17 protein-coding genes, 1 pseudogene and 1 other annotated feature are annotated in these 23,433 nt (G+C 41.9%); of the genes and pseudogenes, 5 read left to right on the forward strand and 13 right to left on the reverse strand.

Annotated elements, in window-relative coordinates:
• The first annotated feature begins 3 nt into the window (after positions 1–3).
• Positions 4–2,385 carry a right-handed parallel beta-helix repeat-containing protein gene (locus DWW43_RS08390; protein WP_119963291.1) on the forward strand — a complete coding sequence of 794 codons (2,382 nt, stop codon included), beginning with the start codon at positions 4–6 and terminating at the stop codon, positions 2,383–2,385.
• A 717-nt stretch (positions 2,386–3,102) separates the two neighbouring features.
• Here the strand turns inward: DWW43_RS08390 and DWW43_RS08395 are convergent.
• From DWW43_RS08395 to dnaK, 5 genes are all read right to left on the reverse strand, one after another.
• Positions 3,103–5,547 carry a glycogen/starch/alpha-glucan phosphorylase gene (locus tag DWW43_RS08395; protein ID WP_008401742.1) on the reverse strand — a complete coding sequence of 815 codons (2,445 nt, stop codon included), beginning with the start codon at positions 5,545–5,547 and terminating at the stop codon, positions 3,103–3,105.
• A gap of 355 nt (positions 5,548–5,902) precedes the next feature.
• Positions 5,903–6,703 (reverse strand): DnaJ domain-containing protein, encoded by an 801-nt coding sequence (locus DWW43_RS08400; protein ID WP_008401741.1) that lies wholly within the window; start codon positions 6,701–6,703, stop codon positions 5,903–5,905.
• On the reverse strand, positions 6,704–7,615 hold the full coding sequence (locus DWW43_RS08405) for a DUF5685 family protein (protein ID WP_119963292.1): 912 nt from the start codon (positions 7,613–7,615) through the stop codon (positions 6,704–6,706).
• Between the two features lie 14 nt (positions 7,616–7,629).
• The gene (locus DWW43_RS08410; protein WP_021944313.1) at positions 7,630–8,025 is read right to left on the reverse strand and encodes a hypothetical protein; all 396 of its coding nucleotides are present in this window, start codon (positions 8,023–8,025) and stop codon (positions 7,630–7,632) included.
• Between the two features lie 105 nt (positions 8,026–8,130).
• The gene (gene dnaK / locus DWW43_RS08415) at positions 8,131–9,885 is read right to left on the reverse strand and encodes a molecular chaperone DnaK (RefSeq protein ID WP_008401738.1); all 1,755 of its coding nucleotides are present in this window, start codon (positions 9,883–9,885) and stop codon (positions 8,131–8,133) included.
• 262 nt (positions 9,886–10,147) lie between these two features.
• Between dnaK and DWW43_RS08420 the strand changes: the two genes are divergently transcribed.
• Both DWW43_RS08420 and DWW43_RS08425 read left to right on the forward strand, forming a co-directional pair.
• Positions 10,148–11,017 carry a DMT family transporter gene (locus DWW43_RS08420; protein WP_119963293.1) on the forward strand — a complete coding sequence of 290 codons (870 nt, stop codon included), beginning with the start codon at positions 10,148–10,150 and terminating at the stop codon, positions 11,015–11,017.
• Positions 11,018–11,034: 17 nt separating this feature from the next.
• A pseudogene (locus tag DWW43_RS08425) lies at positions 11,035–11,596 on the forward strand (iron-containing alcohol dehydrogenase).
• 221 nt (positions 11,597–11,817) lie between these two features.
• Here the strand turns inward: DWW43_RS08425 and DWW43_RS08430 are convergent.
• From DWW43_RS08430 to pta, 8 genes are all read right to left on the reverse strand, one after another.
• Positions 11,818–12,813, reverse strand: a complete 996-nt coding sequence (locus DWW43_RS08430; protein WP_119963294.1) for a hypothetical protein — start codon at positions 12,811–12,813, stop codon at positions 11,818–11,820.
• A 141-nt stretch (positions 12,814–12,954) separates the two neighbouring features.
• Positions 12,955–13,437: a DUF2436 domain-containing protein gene (locus DWW43_RS08435; RefSeq protein ID WP_165853047.1), complete on the reverse strand. Its 483-nt coding sequence runs from the start codon at positions 13,435–13,437 to the stop codon at positions 12,955–12,957.
• Positions 13,438–13,659: 222 nt separating this feature from the next.
• The gene (locus DWW43_RS08440; RefSeq protein WP_118663089.1) at positions 13,660–15,369 is read right to left on the reverse strand and encodes an acetyl-CoA carboxylase carboxyltransferase subunit alpha; all 1,710 of its coding nucleotides are present in this window, start codon (positions 15,367–15,369) and stop codon (positions 13,660–13,662) included.
• A gap of 6 nt (positions 15,370–15,375) precedes the next feature.
• A complete protein-coding gene (gene fabF, locus DWW43_RS08445) occupies positions 15,376–16,614 on the reverse strand; it encodes a beta-ketoacyl-ACP synthase II (protein ID WP_117807902.1) in 1,239 nt (412 codons plus the stop codon).
• A 230-nt stretch (positions 16,615–16,844) separates the two neighbouring features.
• On the reverse strand, positions 16,845–17,312 hold the full coding sequence (locus DWW43_RS08450) for a GtrA family protein (protein WP_008401732.1): 468 nt from the start codon (positions 17,310–17,312) through the stop codon (positions 16,845–16,847).
• A gap of 10 nt (positions 17,313–17,322) precedes the next feature.
• Positions 17,323–18,162 (reverse strand): DUF6734 family protein, encoded by an 840-nt coding sequence (locus DWW43_RS08455; RefSeq protein ID WP_243104439.1) that lies wholly within the window; start codon positions 18,160–18,162, stop codon positions 17,323–17,325.
• 87 nt (positions 18,163–18,249) lie between these two features.
• Positions 18,250–19,344, reverse strand: coding sequence for a hypothetical protein (locus DWW43_RS08460; RefSeq protein WP_119963296.1), 1,095 nt, complete (start codon positions 19,342–19,344; stop codon positions 18,250–18,252).
• Between the two features lie 324 nt (positions 19,345–19,668).
• Entirely contained in the window at positions 19,669–20,718 is a 1,050-nt protein-coding gene (pta, locus tag DWW43_RS08465; protein ID WP_119963297.1) for a phosphate acetyltransferase, read from the reverse strand.
• A 200-nt stretch (positions 20,719–20,918) separates the two neighbouring features.
• Positions 20,919–21,167: a binding site (T-box leader), on the forward strand.
• A gap of 150 nt (positions 21,168–21,317) precedes the next feature.
• Between pta and trpE the strand changes: the two genes are divergently transcribed.
• Together trpE and DWW43_RS08475 are read left to right on the forward strand one after the other, a co-directional pair.
• Positions 21,318–22,805 (forward strand): anthranilate synthase component I, encoded by a 1,488-nt coding sequence (trpE, locus tag DWW43_RS08470; RefSeq protein WP_119963298.1) that lies wholly within the window; start codon positions 21,318–21,320, stop codon positions 22,803–22,805.
• Complete coding sequence (locus DWW43_RS08475; protein ID WP_119963299.1) at positions 22,802–23,368, forward strand: aminodeoxychorismate/anthranilate synthase component II; 567 nt, start codon at positions 22,802–22,804, stop codon at positions 23,366–23,368. The genes trpE and DWW43_RS08475 overlap by 4 nt, the downstream gene beginning before the upstream one ends.
• Positions 23,369–23,433: the final 65 nt, after the last annotated feature.

Consider the following 23,433-nt stretch of genomic DNA (forward strand, 5'->3'; position numbering starts at 1 on the left):
TATATGAAAAAACATCTTATCCTGCTTGCTTCAGGACTGCTGCTTGTTTCCGGTGTTGCTTATACAGCAGATACACAGACATTTGCAGCCAACTTAACAGCTACTGAAAGCACAGCATCAAATGACACCTCACCGGAACTATTTGCAAATTCATACTCTGTTTCCGGCGACACGATTACGGTCTCCGCTAAAAACGGAAGTGAAATCGGCACAGTATTAAATGACGCATTAAAAGCTGCACGCGATCTTGCGGATTCCAACGGACACATAATCACCGTCAATGTTCCGGCAGGAAGTTATACTCAGGACATTGCTTTACATATCTACAGCAATACAACACTGAACCTGACAGGTGTAAGTATCAAATGCACAGCGGATACACCGATCAACATGATCACCACCGGAACAAACGGCGCATACAAAGGACAGAACAACTATAATACAAGTTCATTATGTAGCGGCTATAACGGATTCAAAAACATAACCATAAACGGCGGAACATTCATCAGCATTCCATCAAACGACTCAACAATCGTGCGTCTTTCCCATGCAACCAATGTCCATTTAAACGGAATCACCTTAAAAGGAGGCGGCTGTCTTCACCAGATGGAAGTAGCTGCAATCAACGGCTTCTATGTAACGGGCTGTACATTCCGGGACAATGGAAAAGCAACCGATATCAATAACCACGAAAATCAGGAAGCACTTCAGCTCGATATGCCATGCCGTGAGTTTGTATTCCCAAATATATACGAAGACGGCACTCCGATGAAAAATGTCGAGATTACCGGTTGCACATTTAAAAATGTTGCAAGAGGTCTCGGAAGCCATACGATGCTGATCGGCGCTTACCATGAGAATATTAAGATAAACAACAATACCTTTGATAACGTACTGGAAGAATGCATTATCGGTCTGAACTATTATAACTGTGAAATTAAAAATAACACGATCAAGAACTGCGGTGGCGGTATCCTTGTTCAAAACTATAAAGCTGCCGCTAACACGATCAACACCTCAATTCTGGATGGCAAGAATAAATATAAAGCATCCTTCCGCTATAAACTCAATACAGTTATCAGCGGCAATAATATCTCCCTCCGTTATTCTCCTAGCTGTATTACACCAGAAGGAATCAAAGTCTCCGGATACAAACAGGAAAGTGGAAAAAAGGGCGGTGACGGATTCATTCTTCCTGCCGGAAACTACTATATCAGTGGTGTAACTGTTTCCGACAACACAATCCACACCTCCGGTCATGGCATTCATTTCCTTGATGCTCACGGATGTAGTGCATATGATAATACAATCATTGGGCAGAATTTTTCTTCCAAAGATCCGTCCAAAAACGATCATGATGGCATTCTGGTAGAAATGGGTTCCAAAAATATTATCATAAACAATAACCATATATCCGGAATGACCAGAAACGGTATTCTCGTACAGAAGTCATCTTCCGTAAAGGGGATCTCCAAAAATATTTTTTCCAAATGCGGCGGACGCGGAATCCAGATATATGATAAAAGCCAATGCACAGAAGGCATATCGGATAATCAGATCAAAAGCTGCAAACGAGGTGGCATCTTTATCAGCAATAACTGCACCTCGGGAAATATCACCGGAAATAAAATTTCATCTTATAACGAAGAAGGCGGTATCTCTGTTTATAATAACTGTACAACAGGCAAAATCGCAAATAACACGATCACTGATACCAGAAAAAACGGTAAACATACAAATCTGGCCGGTATAAAGATCAGTTTAAAATCAACCACCGGCTCCATGACGGGAAATAAGATTCTGTCCGGTGCCGCAAAGTACTCATCCAACCGTGGAATTGTCCTTTACAATTCTTCCAAGGTAAAAGGATCGATCAATAAAAACACGATCGAAAAATGTAGTGACTCAGCTATCGTGGTATCTCTGAAATCTCAGGTTACCGGAAGTGTTAATGGCAATAAGATATCATCTGCTGCCAAATACGGAATTCAGACCCTGAATAAATCATCTATTGGCAAGGCAATAGCATCCAACACGATCAAAAATGCCAAAACAAGCGGTATCTTGATCGGAAGTATCTCAAATACTTTGAAGATCGAAAAAAATAAAATATCAGGCTGTTCAAATGCAGGAATCTATATCCAGCCTGCAACAACAAAATACAAAATTACCGCTACAAACAACACAATTACCGGAAATAAAAAAGGATCCGGCTTCACCATAAGAAAAGCCAAAATCCTTATCAACAAAAATAAGATTTCCAAAGTTACATTTGGCGTATATGCAGATAAAAAATGCAAAGGCAATGTCTATGCAAATAAAATCTCCAAGATCACCAAAAAAAAGGTCTACACCGACACAAAAAAAGTGAAGCTTAAGAAATAAACCTCTTCTATACTAATGAGGAAGGTTATACTATTATTACGCAAGTCGTTTGCACTCTATTCTCGCGTAACAGTACTAAGTTCCCGCCTCACGGCGGATCATTAAGGACTGACGCGAGAAAAGGCTTGCTTCATAATAGTATAACCTTCCTCATTTTGTACATTAAGTCTGCTCTATAAGAAATAAGACATTTCTTGTCTAAAGTAACAATAAAACAAACCGGCGGTAAGTATATAGATACACTATTATGTACCGCTGCACGAGGATTAGAGCGAAAGCGTCTTGCGAAATAATATGTGTATTATATACTTACCGCCGGTCATAAAAATATCACTTATAGAACAAGACCCCTATATACTTTATGCATCAGACCTGTTCACTCTGTATAACTTCGAACTAAACTCGGCTAGCCTCGTTAAGATCTCAGTTACTCACGTCGGTCCTTAGCGACCCACCAAATGGTGGGAGCTTAGTACCGCTACGTGAAAATAGAGCGCGAGCGTTCTGCGGCATAAATGTATATATGTCTTTTTTTGTATACATAAACAGACCCGTGAGCATTATATATGTACATCATTATGCAGCAAGCCTATCCGAGTGCCGGTACTTAGGTTGCGTCTTTTGCAACCTTATGTACCGCTGCACCGAGGATAGAACGAAAGTGCCTTGCGGAATAATGGATGTACTATATAACGATCACGGGTCGTACATATATTATTAGTCTAATGTGACTTTAACCTTTTTGAGGTTCCAGATCTCTTTTGCATACTCTTCGATTGTTCTGTCTGATGAGAACTTACCGGAGCATGCTGTATTCAACATAACCATCTTAGCCCAGTTCTTCTCGTCTCTGTAAAGAGTATCGATCTTTCTGTGAGCTTCTACATAAGAAGCAAAATCCTTAAGGATGAAGTATACATCTTCGTTGATAAGTGAATCATACAGATCTCTGAAACGATCCGGATCATCAGAAGAATACATACCATTGATAAGCTGTGTAAGAACAGTTCTTACTGCTGCATCATTGTTGTAAATATCCTTTGGATTGTATCCACCTTCACGCTCATACTTCATAACTTCTTCAGCTCTTAAACCGAAGATAACTGCATTTTCTTCACCAACTTCTTCAACAATCTCTACATTTGCACCATCCATGGTTCCAAGTGTAACTGCACCGTTTAACATAAATTTCATGTTACCGGTACCGGATGCTTCTCTGGAAGCTGTTGAAATCTGCTCGCTGACATCTGCTGCTGCGAAGATCAGCTCTGCATTGGATACTCTGTAGTTCTCGATGAATACAACCTTGATCTTACCCTTGATAGATGCATCATTGTTGATAACATCTGCAACAGAGTTGATCAGCTTGATGATAAGCTTTGCTCTCTTATAACCGGCGGAAGCCTTTGCACCAAAGATATATGTTGTTGGATACATATCATATGACGGATTTGTCTTCAGCTCGTTGTACTGATACATAACATGTAAAATGTTAAGAAGCTGTCTCTTGTACTCATGAAGTCTCTTAACCTGTACATCAAAGATAGAACGAGGATCTACATCCACGCCATTATGCTCCTTGATATAATTTGCAAGACGGATCTTGTTCTGGTACTTGATATTCATGAATTCCTGCTGATACTTCTCATCAGTAGCATATACTTTTAACTTCTTCAGATTTGAAAGCTTAACGATCCATTCATCACCGATCTTATCTGTGATCCAGCTTGCAAGAAGCGGATTACCATGAAGAAGGAAACGTCTCTGTGTAATACCATTTGTCTTATTATTGAACTGCTCAGGTCTCATCTCATAGAAGTCCTTCAGCTCTCTCTCTTCCAGAATCTTTGTATGAAGTGCTGCAACACCATTTACAGAGTAAGAACCTGCGATAGCAAGATGTGCCATCTTAACCTGACCATCATAAAGGATAGCCATGTTCTTAACCTTATCCTGGTTGCCCGGATACATAGACTGGATCTTCAGTACAAATCTTCTGTTGATCTCTTCTACGATCTGATAGATACGAGGAAGTAATCTTGAGAATAATTCGATCGGCCATTTCTCAAGAGCTTCAGCCATGATCGTATGGTTAGTGTATGCACATGTTCTGGTTGTGATATCCCATGCATCATCCCACTCAAGACCTTCTTCATCCATAAGGATTCTCATTAACTCTGCTACTGCAACTGTTGGATGTGTATCATTCATCTGGAACGTGATCTTTTCCGGAAGCTTATGAATATCACTGTTTTTCTCTTTGAATTTCAGGATTGCTCTCTGAACAGACGCTGAAATGAAGAAGTACTGCTGTCTCAGTCTTAATTCCTTACCTGCATAGTGATTATCATTTGGATAAAGGACTTCAACAATTGTCTTAGCAAGGTTCTGCTGCTCAACAGCCTTTTCATATTCACCCTTGTCAAATGAATCAAGACAGAACTCCTGATCTGCTTCTGCATCCCAGATACGAAGTGTATTTACAACATTGTTGCCATAACCGACAACCGGAACATCATATGGTACGGCACGAACGGTCTGATAACCATCCTGAATAAAGTAATTTCTTCCGTCTCTGTTCTCAACTCTTACATAACCGCCAAATTTAACTTCTACAGCGTACTCCGGACGCTTGATCTCAAATGGGTTGCCATCCTTTAACCAGTCATCCGGCAACTCGATCTGATAACCATCTTTGATTGCCTGCTTGAACATACCATAACGATAACGGATACCACATCCGTATGCCGGATAACCAAGTGTAGCAAGAGAATCCAGAAAACATGCTGCAAGACGTCCCAAACCACCATTACCAAGTGCTGCATCCGGCTCTTGATCCTCAATCAGATTCAAATCAAATCCAAGTTCATCTAATGCTTCTTTTACTGCATCATAGTATGTCAGATTGATCAGATTGTTTCCCAGGGCTCTACCCATCAGGAACTCCATGGACAGATAGTAAACTGTCTTAACATTCTTCTTCTCATATTCCTTATGTGTTGCTATCCATCTGTCTATTATGTCGTCCTTAACAGCGTAGCTGACAGCCTGGAATACCTGCTGTGGAGTTGCCTCTTCGATTGGTCTTCTGTACAATGTCTTTACATTTGTAATAACCTCTTTTTTGAAGCCCTCTTTGTCGAAATCAATCAACTTTTTCATTTATCGTATCCTCCTTGAAAATTGCACGCCAGAATGCATCCCTGACGATTTTTCTATAATCAGATGCCGATATTATTCGCATCCTTTATATCTCTTTCACCCTAATTCATCATAATATCCAGTTTTACCATGAGAAATTTTGGAAGAAACCTATATCATTTTAACAAAAAAACATGTATTTCTCAATACATGTCTTAATTTTTTGTAGAAAAATACATATTTTTTAGACCAAAGTCTAATTAATCTTGCAATTTTACAATGATTTTTCAATTATTTTCTGTTTTTATAGTTATTTATACGCTCTTGCCCTATGGGGCATACCAATATCTGAACAGTTTCATAAGGGGTTTTCCTTCTAATAACCGCCTGAATAATAGCCGCCACAAGGGAAACAGCACATATTTCCACCACAACAGGAGAGACAAAGCAGGGTAGTGCAGAAAGTATTACAGCATTTTGTCATATCCCGGCCTGACATATCCATGCCATAACCCTGTCCTTGATCCATATACCATTTCGATCCGCTCTTGATCTGTTCGTATGCACGCTTGTATTCCATATTATCCGGCTCTAGCTGTATCGCCCTTTGAAGCATCTCAAGCGCCCGGATCTGATTACCAAGTCCGGCATTGCATACACCAGAATAATAATGCCATTTTGCATTATGATCCTGGATCTGGTTCAATACTGTTCTTGCTTCCTCATAACTGCCTGACCGCAGATAATTTCTTGCCGCCTGAAAATATCTGGAATCCTGATCGTTCGGATCATAGTCCTCCCGTCTTCCGCCGGCATATCCGCCGAACCCGCCAAACGGGTCAAAACCGCCATAGAAACCGCCAAACGGATCTGACTCATCATAAGTAGTTCTTCCACCGCTGTTGCTGTTTCGGTAACTGCCCGAACCATATGAACCATTTCCATATGGGCTGCCATATCCACTTGCTCCGTATGGATTTCCATAACCGGTATCACCATCCATGATCGCCTTATATGCCTGCTGGATCTCTTTGAACTTCTCCTCAGCCTCGGCTTTATTTGGATTGTTGATATTCGCATCCGGATGATATTTTCTGCTCAATCGTCTGTATGCACTTTTTACTTCATCATTACTGGCACCATGCGGCAATCCCAGTACTTCATAAGGATCTTTCATTTATTCTCCATTCTGCCTGTTATCTGCTTTGCTACCGCATCTTTCGGCAGTTGCTTTATAATAATTATTCCATATGCCAGAATACACGATATTCCTGAGAATTTCCACATTTTTTATAATCGGAAGCTTCTCAAATTCTCTGGCACATTCTGCCGCCTGCATCATCAGGACTTCTTTTACCCAGTCTGCAAGCTTCTGCCATTCCTCCACCGGAATGTCCTCTGTCTTCATTTCTTCACTACATGTAAGCTTGTGTATCAATGGATTAAAGCTGTGTTTTTTTCGGTCCTTTTCAATATCATCGTAAGCGTCCAGAATATATACAAATCTTCCAAGATAATAACCGATCTTTCTCAGATTTTCTTCCCATGCATCAGCTTTTACGGCAAATATCTCTGCCAGCACTTCACCAAAATATCCTGATAACCGATCCAGATCTTCACTGTTTTCTTTCTCAAGCTTGCTGATCTTTGCAAGCCGATCTGCAATAGTATCAATCTTTTGTCTGTAATCATATAATCGACTGTCTTCCTTTTCCAACTCTTTCTTCGGTATTAAAAGCTCCGCATACAGCTTACGAAACAGCTTCTTATCATCTGTCCAGTCATCCATGCATTTGTAATATGTAAGTATACGGTTCATATCCGCTGCATAATCGGAGTACAGATTTCTGGCATATTCATGCTTTGTCATCGGATGGACCACACACCTTTTTGTACCCCGCTCCTCTGACGGCTCATACAATCCGGTAAGCAGCAGCACCAGAAATGTCATATCGTAGCTTAATGACAACTGACCTTTTGCGCCCTGATCTTCTTTTAACGCCCTGCACAACCCGCAGTAATACCTGTGGTATTCGTCAAATTCTTTAAATTTCATTTCCTGCTGGTTTACTACTATATATCCAAACACGTGCCTGTCTCCAATCAGCTTTTCTTAATAAAAGTATTCCCACATTTCGGACATCTTATCTCGATCCTGCCCTTGCCTCGTGGAATCCGGATCATCTGCTCACAACGTGGGCAGGTGAAGATCTTATAATCTTTTCCGGCTTCTTTGCTTTTTTTCATCCGTTTAAATACATTTCGAACGCCTGTCGTGTGGCTTAGAAACCACTTATTTTCTGCCGCACGTTTGTCATATTTCTTAGAAAAGATACGCACATATCCATAGATAAAAGAAGCAAGTCCAAGGAAATACAAAACTCCTGTCTTCGCCCAGACATCTATGATGATCAGGATCAATCCCATCCAAGTCAGAAATGATGAAAACTGATCATTTCCATATCTTGTTCGCATAAAGTTGTAAATCTTATCTCTCATATAAGCACCACTCTTTCTTTACTCTGCAGATCTGCTGCCATTTCAGCACCTTCAAATCATGTATTCTATCTATATATTTCCGATCCGACGATCGTAATATTCTGCCTATCCAAGGATCATTGCAGATTCCTGTAACTGTCTGTAAGCATCCTTTATATTGCCCGCTTCTATATCCGTGATCCGGTCAGCATCCGTCCGACATACCAGTTTCTTTAAGTATTCCAAATCTCTCCGAATCTTCTTGATCTGAGCCTTATCCAGATTCTGACTTTGTACCTCTAACTGATTTTCTACTTTATATACATATGCTTCAGCTTCGTTCCAGATATCCATATTTTCCTTGTTGCCCTGAGTCTCTTTCTCGTACCGCATGGCATCTTCCCTTGCCCGACGGATCTCTTCCTCTGAAAGATTCGTGCTGGATGTGATCACGATCTGCTGTTCCACGCCTCTGCCAAGATCCTTTGCAGATACCTTTAGTATACCATTTACATCAAGGTCAAATGTAACCTCGATCTGCGGAACTCCTGCAAGTGCTCGCTTGATCCCACTCAGGCGGAAGTTGCCAAGTAGCTTATTATCTCTGGTATATTTGCGTTCGCCCTGATACACCTTTACCTCTACATCACGCTGGAAATTTCCGGCCGTCGTAAAGATCTTGGATACCCTGGTCGGAATTGGTGAATTTCTTGGGATCAGTACATTTGCAATACCACCTAAAGTCTCGATTGACAGAGACAATGGTGTTACATCCATCAACAAAATATCATTTACCTTATTCGTAACGGTCAGACCACCACTGAGCTTTCCTCCCTGAATCGCAGCTCCCATCGCAACGCACTCATCCGGGTTGAGATTCTTCGAAAGCTCTTTTCCGGTTATCCTCTTAACCTCGTCCATAACGGCAGGGATTCTGGTTGACCCACCAACCAATAATACCTTATCTAAACTTCCGGCTGATATACCTGCATCCCGAAGTGCCTGATTGACCGGACCGTCTGTCCGTTTTACAAGATCATCTGTCAGCTCATTGAACAACTCTCTGGTTATGAGCATATCGAGATGCTTCGGCTCGTTCTTTACGACCGTGATAAACGGAAGATTGATATGAGTCTGCAGCGTGCTGGATAATTCTTTCTTTGCCTCTTCGCATGCTTCCCGGATACGCTGTACCGCGGTTATATCTTTCTCCAGATTGATCCTTGTTTCTTTCTTAAATGACTTTATCACATACTGCACCAGACGCTCGTCAAAATCATCACCACCAAGATGATTGTCACCTGCAGTTGCCAGAACCTCGATCACATGATCTCCGATCTCGATCACGGATACATCAAAGGTTCCGCCACCAAGGTCATATACCAGAATCTTCTGTGCCTGTCCGTTATCCAGACCATAGGCAAGTGCCGCTGATGTCGGCTCGTTAATGATTCGAAGTACATTTAACCCTGCGATCTTTCCTGCATCCTTTGTCGCCTGTCTCTGGCTGTCATCAAAATACGCCGGAACCGTGATGACCGCATCATGAACCGGCTCACTCAGATAGTTTTCTGCATCTGCTCTTAACTTTGACAGAATGATCGCCGATATCTCCTGTGGTGAGTAATCTTTTCCATCTATTCTTTTTCTATATGCCGTTCCCATTTCTCTCTTGATCGATGCAATGGTTCTGTCTACATTTACCGTAAGCTGTCTCTTCGCAGCATCCCCCACCAGTCTGTCGCCATTTTTCGTAATGGCTACTATCGATGGTGTGGTACGGTTGCCTTCGGCATTCGGTATGATCGTCGCCTGTTCTCCTTCCAGAACGGCCACGCAGCTATTTGTCGTTCCTAAATCTATTCCTATTACCCTGCTCATGTATGATCTCCTATTCTGCATCAATTATTTAAATTATTTTTCCTTACACTTTTTCTAGAATGTATGATAGACAAGTTTTTTGAATAAATTGTGTATAGTTTATAAAGCAAGTATAAAGTGTTTCATAAAACTTTGGCTGCTGACAAATACGAAAACATGCTATAATGAGCATTGCTATGGAATGTGTCTTCACATACCGGCATAATGCGAAAATACTGTTTATTTCCGCAAATATCTAACAAACAGAAAGTGGTGTTTTTATATGCGAGAGAAAACAAAAGCAATTCTTTATATAATTCTGGCCGGTGTCGGTTTTTCTTTTATGAATGTATTCGTACGATTATCCGGCGATCTTCCTACGATTGAAAAAGCATTTTTCCGTAATCTGGTCGCAACATTCATCGCGCTTGTTGTCCTGATCCGAAGTGATCTCGGACTGCATTATGAGAAACGGCACATTCCGATGCTGTTTATGCGGTCGATCTGCGGCACACTCGGTATCATGTGTAACTTCTATGCAGTCGATCACATGAACATCGCCGATGCTTCGATCTTAAATAAGCTGTCACCGTTTGCCGCTGTTATCTTCTCGATCTTCCTGTTAAAGGAAAAGGCAAGTCTGAAACAATATGCTGCTCTGATCGGTGTATTCATCGGTGCTTTATTTGTTATCAAACCATCCCTGAACTTCACTGATTTTGCTCCGGGTCTCATCGGTTTTACCGGCGGTATGGGTGCAGGCGCTGCTTATGCGGCAGTAAGATATCTAAGCAACCACGGTGCAAAGAATCCACAGATCGTATTCTTTTTCTCCGCATTTTCGACTCTGGTCATGCTGCCGTTTGTGATCGCCTTTTATAAACCGATGTCATTTTTCCAGTTGTTCTGTCTGTTAATGGCAGGTGCCTCCGCTGCTGTCGGTCAGTTCTCGATCACGGCTGCTTATTCACATGCTCCGGCAAAGGAAATATCGATCTTCGATTATTCGCAGATCATCACCTCGGCAATCCTTGGTTTCATCTTCTTCAGCCAGATACCGGATGCACTGAGCTTTATCGGGTATGCCGTTATCATCGGCATTTCTTATCTGAACTGGCGCGCAGGATTAAAAGCAGATACAGCCGGCAAGTAAATTTAGATATTATTTATATGGCTAACAGATTTGTATTAAACGAAACATCTTATCATGGAGCAGGTGCGATCACAGAGATCGCTACAGAGGTCATCGGCCGTGGCTTCAAGAAAGCATTTGTCTGCTCTGATCCTGATCTCATTAAGTTCGGTGTTACTAAGAAAGTAACAGATGTTCTGGACAACGCTGGTCTTGCATATGAGATCTATTCCAACATTAAACCAAACCCAACCATCGAGAATGTTCAGTCAGGTGTTGCTGCTTTTAAGGCTGCTGAAGCTGATTACATCATTGCGATCGGTGGCGGATCATCCATGGACACAGCAAAGGGCGTTGCTCCTACCAAGAATAAATCCGTACCTATCTTCGCTGTACCTACAACAACCGGAACTGCTGCCGAGGTTACGATCAACTACGTTATCACAGGATGTTGGAATTCCAGCCAACTTAAAGGATATCGTAAAGCCGGAGGATATTCCTTTCCTTGCTCAGTCTGCATATGGCGATGCATGCCGTCCGGGCAATCCAAAAGAGACAAGCGTAAAGGATATCACCAAGCTGTACGAGTCATTGATCTAGGATTTATATAAAAACGGGGATGTAACATCGAGGGCATCATAATCATTATTTCGCAAGGCGCTTTCGCTCTATCCTCATGTAACGGTACTAAGCTCCCGCTTATCAGCGGATCGCTAAGGACCGACATTCGGACTGGCTTGCTACATAATATTATGATGCCCTCGATGTTACATCCCTGTTTTTATGCTATCTGTAAAATAATCCTACAGCTAACCGGTCTTTTACTTTTTTCTCCTTTTTTTAATGCTCATTACTCCAATGGCAGCTCCACCACTGACAAATAAAAGAACAACCGCCAAAACAGGTACACTGTTATCACCTGTCTGTAAAGACTTCGGTTCATCTTTTAACTTTGGTATTATTACAGCTTCTGCTTTGATCTCTTTCTTTCCGGCTTCATCGCTGTAATACTTTCCGCAACCATCACAATACCAATATTCAACATTTCCTTCAGACTTTTTCGTAGCAGCCTTAGCATCAACATGCTTGAAATCTGAATGATTTTCTGAATCTATTTCTCCATAAGCTTCACCACATACTTCACACTTTGCTTTTTCACTACATGTAGCTGTACCGCCTTTATGTCCTTTTGCTTTAACCACCGAACCGGATGAAAGCTTTTTCCCGCATCCCTTGCAGTAGGTATCTCCGGTATAGCCATCTTTGGTACAGGTTGCTGACTGTTTCTTTCTGACCTCGGTTTCTCCTGCATGATTATCAGAATTATATTCACCATATTCTGCTCCGCAGCTTGTGCAAACTGCTTTCTCATGACAGGTTGCTGTGCCTCCGCTATGTTCACAGTTATAGCTGCATTTCTGACATACACCATCTTTCCATTCATGCTTTTCTTTTGCAACACTTACGAGGCTGCAGCAATTCCATTTCTTCTCGTGTGTATCAGCTGTCTGAATCCACTCCTCTGTTCCCGTATGATTGCTCGGATTCAGATCTCCATAACTTTCTCCACAAACCTCACACTTTGCTTTTTCTGTACAAGTTGCTTTGCCGCCGCTGCACTTTGCGGTTTCAGAAGCGTTACAGCCATTTGTCTCACATTTCCGGATATGCATTCCTGCAGCAGCATCATCATGTTGCCATTTCCCAAATGCATGTTCTGATCTGCCTGCCGCAATTGTATATCCACATACATTACATGTAGCAGCAGTCGTACAATCTGCATCATCATTTGATATATGCGCTGTCTTGGCAGTCACACTTGATGCCTTATCCGGACAATTTGTATCGTCACATTCCTGCCAATGACCGCTTTCATCACTGTTCCAGATACTGTTACTATAACTATGTTCATGTATGGAAAGATATACTCCATCTCCACTACCTACTTTTGAAACAGTTTATGTATATACCTTTCCTGCTTCAAAAACATAGTCATCCATGCGCGCTTTATCTGTTCCCCCATTTCCTACGATCCAAACTCTATCATCTGGTGTTGGATTTGTAATAACATAATCATATGTTCCTGACGGAATTGTAATTTTGGCTGATGAACCATATGGGATACTATTTTGCGTATCCCTTGCTCCATCTGCATTTCCAGGTATTTTGTATTCGAACCTGTCGTACACAGATGACGGGACATCATCATTTCTACTAAGCGGACCACTATCTGGTATTACATCACCATACGTATCATGGTCTTCATCCAGCAAAAATTGAAATCCTGAGCTGTCTTCCCAATCACAGTTATTAACCAATATGATTGTAGCCGTACCTGTCTGTGTCTGCGAATCTTCTGCATGCACAGTATAAGCAGTTGACACACCTCCTGTTAATAATGCGCAGCCTAACAATAAACTGCTTACAATTCGTTTTCTCATTTCTTTACCCTCCATTTCTAAATGATAAACCTCCGCTTCGCACTGTATTAATCTCCCTGACCAAAAGGCTCTGCATAACCCCAACAGAAATAACCTTTTGTATAATTGAAACCAGTACATATGTTAATTATAACATATACGATATTTGAATGTCATCAATCAAAGTGTACAAAAAGGACGGCTACAAAAACAGGGATGTAACATCCCTGTTTTTTATTTTATTTACATCTCACGGAATCTCTTATATCTTGCAGCAGCAATTTCTTCGCCGCTCATTCCATCGAATTTCTTCAGGAATTCCTTGGCATTCATCTTAATGAATTTACCGATATATGGGACAGATTCTTTATCTGCTCCGCCATACTCAGGAATAACCTTCTCGATCACACCAAGTCTTGAAAGATCCTGTGCGGTAAGCTGCATAACCTCTGCCGCCTCCTCTGCACGATTGCTGTCCTTCCAGAGAATTGATGCATAGCCTTCCGGTGAAAGAATGGAATATACTGCATTTTCAAGCATCCATACTTCATTACCAACCGCCATAGCAAGTGCTCCACCACTACCGCCTTCACCGATCAGGATACAAAGTACAGGAACTTTAAGGGCTGACATCTCGTAAAGGTTTCTTGCGATTGCTTCACCCATACCACGCTCCTCTGCTTCCAGTCCACAGAATGCACCAGGTGTATTTACAAATGTGATGATAGGACGATTGAACTTCTCTGCCTGTTTCATCAGACGAAGAGCCTTACGGTATCCATCCGGAAGCGGCATACCGAAGTTACGCTCCATACACTCTGTCATGCTGGAACCCTTTACCTGTGCGATCACTGTTACAGGCTGTCCATCGATATGACCGATACCACCAACGATCGCTTTATCGTCATTCATTGTTCTGTCTCCATGGATCTCATGGAAATCTTCACAGATATAATCAATATAATCAAGTGCGCAAGGACGAGTCATCTGTCTTGTACCACGAATTTTCTCCCAAGGAGTCTTATTCTCAACAGAAGTCAATCTCTCCTTTAAGATCTCGCTGATATCAAACTTCTCGTCTTCTTCCTTATCGAAGTTTGCATAACCGGTTCTCTGTTTATGTGTAACGATCAACTGATACATGGTATCCTTCATCTTATCTCTGGTGATAATACCATCAATAATACCATGCTCTACCAGGAACTCTGAACGCTGGAAGCCTTCCGGAAGATCCTGTCCGATCGTCTGCTTGATAACACGAGGGCCTGCAAATCCAACCAGAGCACCAGGCTCACCTAAGATGATATCGCCAAGCATTGCAAAGCTGGCTGTTACACCACCGGTTGTAGGATCTGTAAGGATCGATACATATAACAATCCGGCTTCCGAATGTTTCTTCAATGCTGCGGAGGTTTTTGCCATCTGCATCAGGGAAATGATACCCTCCTGCATTCTAGCACCACCGGAACAACAGAACATGAATACAGGAAGCTTTTCTTCTGTCGCACGCTCAACCGCTCTGGCAATCTTCTCACCAACAACATAGCCCATACTGCTCATCAGGAATCTGGCATCACAGATACCGATCATAGCCGGCTCACCATTGATCAGAGCCTTACCGACTGTAACCGCTTCTTTCAGTCCTGTCTTTTCCTGCGCAGCCTTAACCTTATCCTCATATCCGGCTGTATTTAACGGATTTGACATCGGCATATCTTCAAACCATGGTTCAAATGACTTTGGATCTGTTACCATCTTGATACGGTTCTTTGTCTTAACACGGAAATAAGAACCACATTCATAACAGATATATTTTGCCTTTACAACTCTCTGCTTATCAAGCTCAGCTCCACACTTCGGACATTTTACAGTCTCCGGTTTTGGCTGTTCTGTTTCGACAGCCTTCATTTTTTCCATCTCGGCTTCTTTTGCCTTTTTCTTAATAAATAACATTTCTTTTTACTGCTCCTTATATTTCTGTAAAAGAATACATGCATTATGTCCGCCAAATCCAAGAGAATTGCTGATCGCACAATCAACCTCCTGCTCATATGGCTCTTTACAATAATCAAGATCCAGTTCTTCTTCACTCTCATGAAGACCACGGGTTCTGTGGATATAGCCTTCCTCGATCGTCTTTGCTGTAACGATACATTCGATCGCACCTGCTGCGCCAAGAAGATGTCCTGTCATAGACTTTGTAGAATTAATCTTGATGTCCTTTGCATGATCGCCAAATGCTTTCTTGATTGCTCTGGTCTCAACCAGATCGTTTAAATGTGTACTGGTTCCGTGTGCATTGATATATGCAACATCCTCCGGGGATACGCCTGCATCTTTTACAGCATTTAACATAGCTTTTGCAGGGCTCTCGCCTGAATCTTCCGGTGCTGTGATATGGAATGCATCACTGGAGCATCCGTATCCGCTGATCTCTGCATAAATCTTTGCGCCACGCTTCTTAGCATGTTCCAGTTCCTCTAAGATCACGATACCGGAACCTTCACCAAGAACGAAACCATCTCTCTCTTTATCAAATGGAATTGAGCATCTGTCCGGATTATCAGATGATGACAACGCTGTTAATGCATCAAATGTCGAGATACCGATCGGTGAAACTGCTGCTTCTGTACCACCGGCGATCATTACATCTGCATCTCCATACTGAATTGTACGGAATGCTTCACCGATACTGTTTGTACCGGATGCACATGCTGTAACAACATCAATACTCTTTCCCTTGCAGCCAAGCTGAATCGCAATATTACCTGCTGCGATATTGCTGATCATCATAGGTACTGTAAATGGGCTTACACGATTCGGTCCCTTTGTCATGATCTTCTCATATGCACTTTCAAGTTCCTGAAGACTTCCTACACCGGAACCAACACAGGTTCCAACCATGTATGGATCTTCTGCTGTCATGTCAAGCTTTGCATCTGCAACTGCTTCCTTTGCTGCTGCAACCGCGAACTGTGAAAATCTTGCCATTCTTCTTGCAGCCTTTGGATCAATATAATCTTTTGCTACAAATCCTTTTACTTCACCTACAACCTTGCACTTATATTCTGATGCATCAAACTGTGTAATCGGTCCAAAACCATGTCTGCCTTCTTTTAAGCCGTTCCAGAACTCATCCACATTCAAGCCAAGTGGAGTAACCGCTCCCATTCCTGTAATCACTACTCTTCTACTCATATTCAATAATTCTCCTTAATATAAAGTATGATTTCCATTTTCTTCCATATGTATACCATCCAGATTATCTGTGAAAGATATAGAAGAAATCCTGCATTGTTAAATTCTATAAAAATTTACTTTGTCAGCTTATGTATAAACCACACATACTGCACAGAATGCATGGTTACGCCGATATTGTACTACATTTTACAAAAATATGGAAATAAATCTTGTAAAGTTTTTATTAATTATCTCACGATTTCACGACATACTTCGTCTTCCGACAACATTTCTCCACTATTTTTCTTTTCGTATTGAATAGAAAAGATAAATTTCTTACTGATGAAATAATTCAAAAAGATCACAAGGATCGATGTAAACACCTTAACGCCCATCGCATTCCATTTCAGTCCGGTGACAAGCGCAAAGATAATTCCCGTTTCGATCAGAAGTGTAGATACCCGGCTTAGATAGAATAATGCCAGTTCGATAAAATATGCCTTTACCGTGGCTGCCTTTGTGTGGAATACAGATTTGCGGTTTGTCGCAAATGACACATAGTTGTACAAAATCCACGACATATAATTGGCATAGATCTCATTTATCCCGCATTTGTACATAAAAAACCAGGCAGACCCTAAGTTCACTGCCCCTACGAGTATGCCCCATGCGATATATATGTATATTTCCTTTGGTATTTTGCGTAAAAGTTTCATACCATTCTCCCTATAGTCCTGATATCGGAAGCTGCTTGAGTGTCGTCTCTTCTTCCGGAAATTCCCGGACGATTCGATCATACATTTTACGGTTAAAAGCTTCCCTTTCTTTATAATTGAATTTCAGAATGTTCTTATAGCCCCATAAATGTGTGAAGATATCCTGTTTCTCGATCTGTGCCGAACCGGGAAAAAAAGATGATATCTGCTTTCCCTGCTTCTCTGCGCACATCGCAAGAAGCCGCTGTTCCGCAAATACCATATGGCAGAGATTCTCCTCTGTCTCCAGACAATTCTCCATAAATGTGATCGAACTGTCAACATAATAATTCTTAAACGCTTCATCCGCAATATATAACATACAGGTATTGACCGGAAGAACCTCAAAGCTCCAGTCCGGGTCAAACCGATACTCCTGCTTCATATGGAAAAACTCTTTTCCCGGATACACATCAGGGAATATCCCTTCTCTGTGTATTGCACAGATATCCGTATCTTTTATAATATTCCGTATATCCTTCCAGATGATCAGATCCAGATCCACCATGACAGCAGGCATCTGCATTTTTTTCAATGAATATAATTTGCCGGCTGCCCAGAACACCTTTTCCGGTACCGCTTCCGGCACTGTAATTTCCTCGATTCCGAGATTCCAGATGTGCGCAAGTCCCAGCTTCTCGATAAATACTCTTGTCTCTGCATCCGCACACAAACGGATCCCCCCATTGTGTTTTCTCCACATCAATGCCGAAAGAATCATCGTAAGGACTTCATAGTCCTGCATCCAATATTCTTCCGCTTGTTTTCCCGCCATATACGGTTTTGACCATAAGGAATGAAATCCGTCCATATGTTGTCCTTTCAAGATAATTGAAAACCAGCTAAATATTGATTAGCTGCAGGCTCTTGACCTTCTCAGCCAAGGGGTGCTTCCGCTCTATATTAAATCCAGCCCATAGCCAAATGTGCTGTTTCCGCCTTTTCTGCTGCATGGTCGTTTTGACCGGTTTATAAGCTGCCATTCCGGCGGCATATAATACCAATGCGGAATATCATAATCATCTGCCCCGCCATCTGTTGCCTGATAAAATGTCGGTGTGTACCGGCTGCCTGCCAGATAATTCCGGTTACTGCCTGTTAAAAAGCTTCGATTGCTGCCTGCTAAAAATCCACGCTGGCTGCCATTCTCGTATTCCCACTCATACATCCAAGGTCGATTACTGCTTGTCCAGAATTCACGATTGCTGCCCGTCAGATAACCTCGGTTGCTGCCATAGGAAAAGCTGTTCTGACTTCCAAAAAGGAATCCCTGCTGACTTGTACCAGAAAATCTACCTTGACTTCCAAAGAAATTTCCACGTTGACTTGTACTAAACAGACTTCTCTGACTACCACCGAATAGACTTCTCTGGCTACCATTCTCATATTCCCACTCATACATCCAAGGTCGATTACTGCTTGTCCAGAATTCACGTTCACTACCAACAAAAGTTCCATGTTGACTGCCTGCTAATATTTTGCTCTGGCTTGTACCGAATAAGCTTCGTTGACTGCTCATCTGGCTTCCAGATACATCCGTACGATTTCCTTTACCGCCATTCTGCGAACCCTGTATCCTCACGTTCTCTGCTTTCTTCTTATAATCAACCGGGATCAATATATTTCCGTTAAATTCCACACTAAAAGGCCTGCCATTCCACATCACATATGTGCGATACGGATACAGCCTGCCCTCATGTGCGATCAACTTCATATAAACAGGAATTCCACCTGTTTTTTCTTCCAACTGTCTTGCCTGTTTTCTTGTTGCCTTTATAAAATAACCACCCGAAGGCAGTCTGTCATTCAGGATGGAATTCAATTCCTCATTCCACTCTATATAAACATTAAATTCCCCATTATCATTACGATAGTTTCGCATATCAAAAAAAACCAGACCGGCAGCCACTGGAAGCATGTTAGAAATTCTGTTATCAAATTGTGAAAGTTCCTCTCCGGCTCTCTTCAAAAACAATGAATACACGAAACTCATTCAAATCTCCATTCTGACACCCACAAATATGCTGTCCCAATTTTTCTGTCTCACAGGCGTCATTTGTTCGCCCTTCACGCTAAAAAAGCGCTACAATCCCATACTAAATACTCATGATATTATGGTAAACCATTTACCCATTTATTTCAAGAAAAATCACACTTTCTTGCAATGAAAAATCAGCAGAATCAGGACTTCAAAAGCCACAAATATTAACAGCCGCAGAATTCCTGCAAATAGAATAATCATCTTTAGACAGTAGATAAAAGCCGGACACTATCTTTGGTTTAAAAAGATAGTGTCCGGCTTTTATCTATCTACACTTTACGCATCTTTATTATCTGCTAATGCTGCTGTGATGATCGCCATAGAATAAACCTCATCTGCTGTACATCCTCTGGACAGATCGTTGATAGGAGAATTAAGTCCTAACAGGATCGGGCCATATGCTGAGAAGTTACCCATTCTCTGTGCGATCTTATAACCGATATTTCCTGCATTGATATCAGGGAAGATAAAGGTATTTGCATTTCCTGCAACCTCTGACTGTGGACATTTCTTCTTTGCAACTCTAGGTGATACGGCTGCATCGAACTGGATCTCACCGGAGATTGGAAGATCAGGGTTACGCTCCTTTGTCTTTCTTGCTGCATTTCTCATCTTATCCACATCTTCGCCCTTACCGGAACCATAGGTTGAATAGCTTAAGAAAGCAACCTTTGGATCTACACCGAAGATTCTTGCACAACGAACAGTCTCCTCTGCGATCTCAACCAGCTCATCTTCATTTGGCTTAATGTTGATACCACAGTCACCCATAGCGAACACTTCATTACCACCTGTTGCAAACGGACGTACCAGAATGAAACAGGATGAAACCAGTGTGTTGCCCGGTCTTGTCTTGATCAGCTGTAAAGCAGGTCTTACTGTATCTGCTGTTGAATATGTAGCACCACCGAGAAGCGAATCTGCAATCCCCATCTTAACAAGCATCGTACCAAAGTAGTTGTTCTGATACAGGATCTCTCTTGCCTGCTCCGGTGTCACGCCCTTGCTCTTTCTGAGTTCACAGAACAGCTCGACCATCTCATCCATACGATCAAAATTCCTTGGATTAATGATCTCGGAACCTCTTATATTAAAACCGCTTTCCTCTGCAACTTCATAAATCTTATCAGGATCTCCTACAAGAATCGGATGCAGGAAGTTACTTGCAAGAAGTCTTGAAGATGCTTCCAGAATACGGGGATCAGTACCTTCAGTCAAAACAATTGTTTTTGGATTTTTCTTCAAAATATCGATCAATACACCGAAACCAAAATTTTTACGTTCTTCCACGATTATAGTCCTCCATTGATTATTTATACGAATCATATATCATGCATTATATACACGTTCCGTATATTTTCAGTATTAAAAGCTATACTTGCGCATAGCGAGTCATCTTACTTTTATTATATTGATTTTTAACGAATAAACAAGGTTTTCCATCGAAATAATTGTACCTTTTTTTGAACAATTTTAAAATTAGCTCTTGACAAATATATCATACCAGTGCAATATGAATACAATAAAACAAACCAATGAGCAAGAAGAGTAGCTTATGAACAACATGTCCAGAGAACTGCAGGTGGTGAGATTGCAGTGATGATTTCTTAAGTGAATGGACTTGCGAGGGCAAACCGAACGAGCGAATCTAGTAGGGGCGACGGAGACTTCCCGTTATAGAAAGTACATATATGTTAGTATATGGTTGAGTGCATCAGATTTTGATGAATATAGGTGGCACCGCAGGAGTGTTGTATTTGTATCTTGTCCTATAAGCGTTTTGCTTTTGGATGAGATTTTTTTATACAATCTTCTGATGGTGCTTTTTCTTTTTATAAAAAGCAGATCAGGCAAAGCGCACCTCACCATACATGAACAATTTCAAATAACTTATTAAACTATTATTTATGAACGAGGTGAAACATATGATACGACCAACACTTAACGAAGCAAAAGAATATGCGAAACAGGGATATCACATGGTTCCGGTCTGTTATGAGATGCTCTCTGATATCATCACTCCGATCAATCTGTTGAAGAAACTGAAAGCGGAAAATGAGCATTGCTACATTCTGGAAAGCGTGGAGAATCAGGAGCTCTGGGGAAGATACACCTTCCTTGGATACAGTCCAAAACTGGATATCACCTGTATGAACGGAACACTGACATTAAAGGATGAGAACGGAGCAGTCATCAAAGAGGCCTCCGGCATCCATCCGGAAGTCTTTATCCGTGAGGTTTTAAAAGATTATAAGAGTCCGAAGATCGAAGGCTTCCCTACCTTCACCGGCGGACTGGTTGGATATTTCTCTTATGACTATCTGAAATACAGTGAAAAGAAGCTGGTGCTTGATGCAAAGGACGAGGAAGGATTTCAGGATGTCGACCTGATGTTATTTGACAAGGTGATCGCATTTGACAATGTAAGATCCAAGCTGATCCTGATCGCCAATGCCGGCACAGCAAATATCGAAGAAGGATATCAGAAAGCCTTACAAGATATCAAAGAAATGAAAGAACTCATTCTCCATGGCGCAGAAGCCGATATTCCTGCTCCCGTTCTTAAGACAGAATTCAAACCATTATTTGACAAAGAAGCCTACTGCCGGATGGTAGAAAAGGCAAAGCACTATATATATGAAGGAGATATTTTCCAGGTCGTGCTTTCCAACCGACTGGAAGCCGAAATGGAAGGAAGCCTGTTCGATACCTACCGGCTGCTCCGAAGCACAAACCCATCTCCTTACATGTTCTACTTTGACGGTGACACGATCGAGGTTGCCGGGGCTTCCCCTGAAACTCTGGTCAAGGTAGAGGATGGCGTTCTCCATACATTTCCTCTGGCAGGCACAAGACCAAGAGGAAAGACAAAGGTCGAAGATCTGGAACTGGAAAAGAGCCTGATGGCAGATGAAAAGGAACTTGCAGAACACAATATGTTAGTGGATCTCGGAAGAAATGATCTCGGAAAGGTCAGTCAGTTTGGAACGGTCGAAGTCGAACGATATATGTCCATCCAGCGTTATTCACACGTTATGCATATCGGCTCTACCGTACGCGGAACACTCCGTGAGGATCTGGATGCGATCTCCGCTGTCGATGCGGTTCTTCCGGCCGGAACCTTATCCGGTGCACCGAAGATCCGGGCATGTGAGATCATCAACGAGCTTGAAAATAACAAACGAGGTATTTACGGCGGCGCGATCGGTTATATCGATTTTTCAGGAAATCTGGATACCTGCATCGCGATCCGAATCGCATACCGCAAGGGGCATAAAGTATTTGTCCGTTCCGGTGCCGGCATTGTAGCCGACAGTGTACCGGCAAACGAATTCCAGGAATGCATCAACAAAGCAAAAGCCGTAACGGATGCATTGATTAATTCTCAGAAGATACGAGGTGACGAAGCATGATATTACTGATCGATAATTATGACAGCTTTTCCTACAATCTGTATCAGCTTGTAGGAAAGATCAATCCTGACATCAAGGTGATACGAAATGACGAATATACCTGTCAGGAGATTGAAGCAATGAATCCGGATAAGATCATCATTTCACCGGGTCCCGGAAGACCTTTCGATGCAGGTATCTGCGAAGAAGCCATCTCCTATTTTGCCGGCAAGGTTCCGATCCTTGGTGTCTGTCTCGGACATCAGGCAATCTGTGAAACCTACGGTGCAACGATCACATACGCCAAAAAGCTGATGCATGGCAAAATGTCCGTTGCAAATGTCGACATCAACTGCAAACTGTTCAAGGGACTTCAAAAAAGGATCGAGGTTGCCAGATATCATTCCCTTGCCGCTTCCGAAGAAAACTTCCCGGATGTTCTTACCGTTATCGCCAGAACCGATGATGATGAGATCATGGCAGTCAAACACAAAGATTATGAAATATATGGTGTTCAGTTCCATCCGGAATCGATTCTGACACCAAAAGGAACCATCATCTTACGAAACTTTTTAGAGGCATAACCTGACATTTGCAGGTTACAATACACTACTTTGATTAAACATTTCGCCATTACCAACTAGGGGAC

This window comes from Clostridium sp. AF15-41 (genome assembly GCF_003604095.1).
Lineage (GTDB): Bacteria > Bacillota > Clostridia > Lachnospirales > Lachnospiraceae > Coprococcus.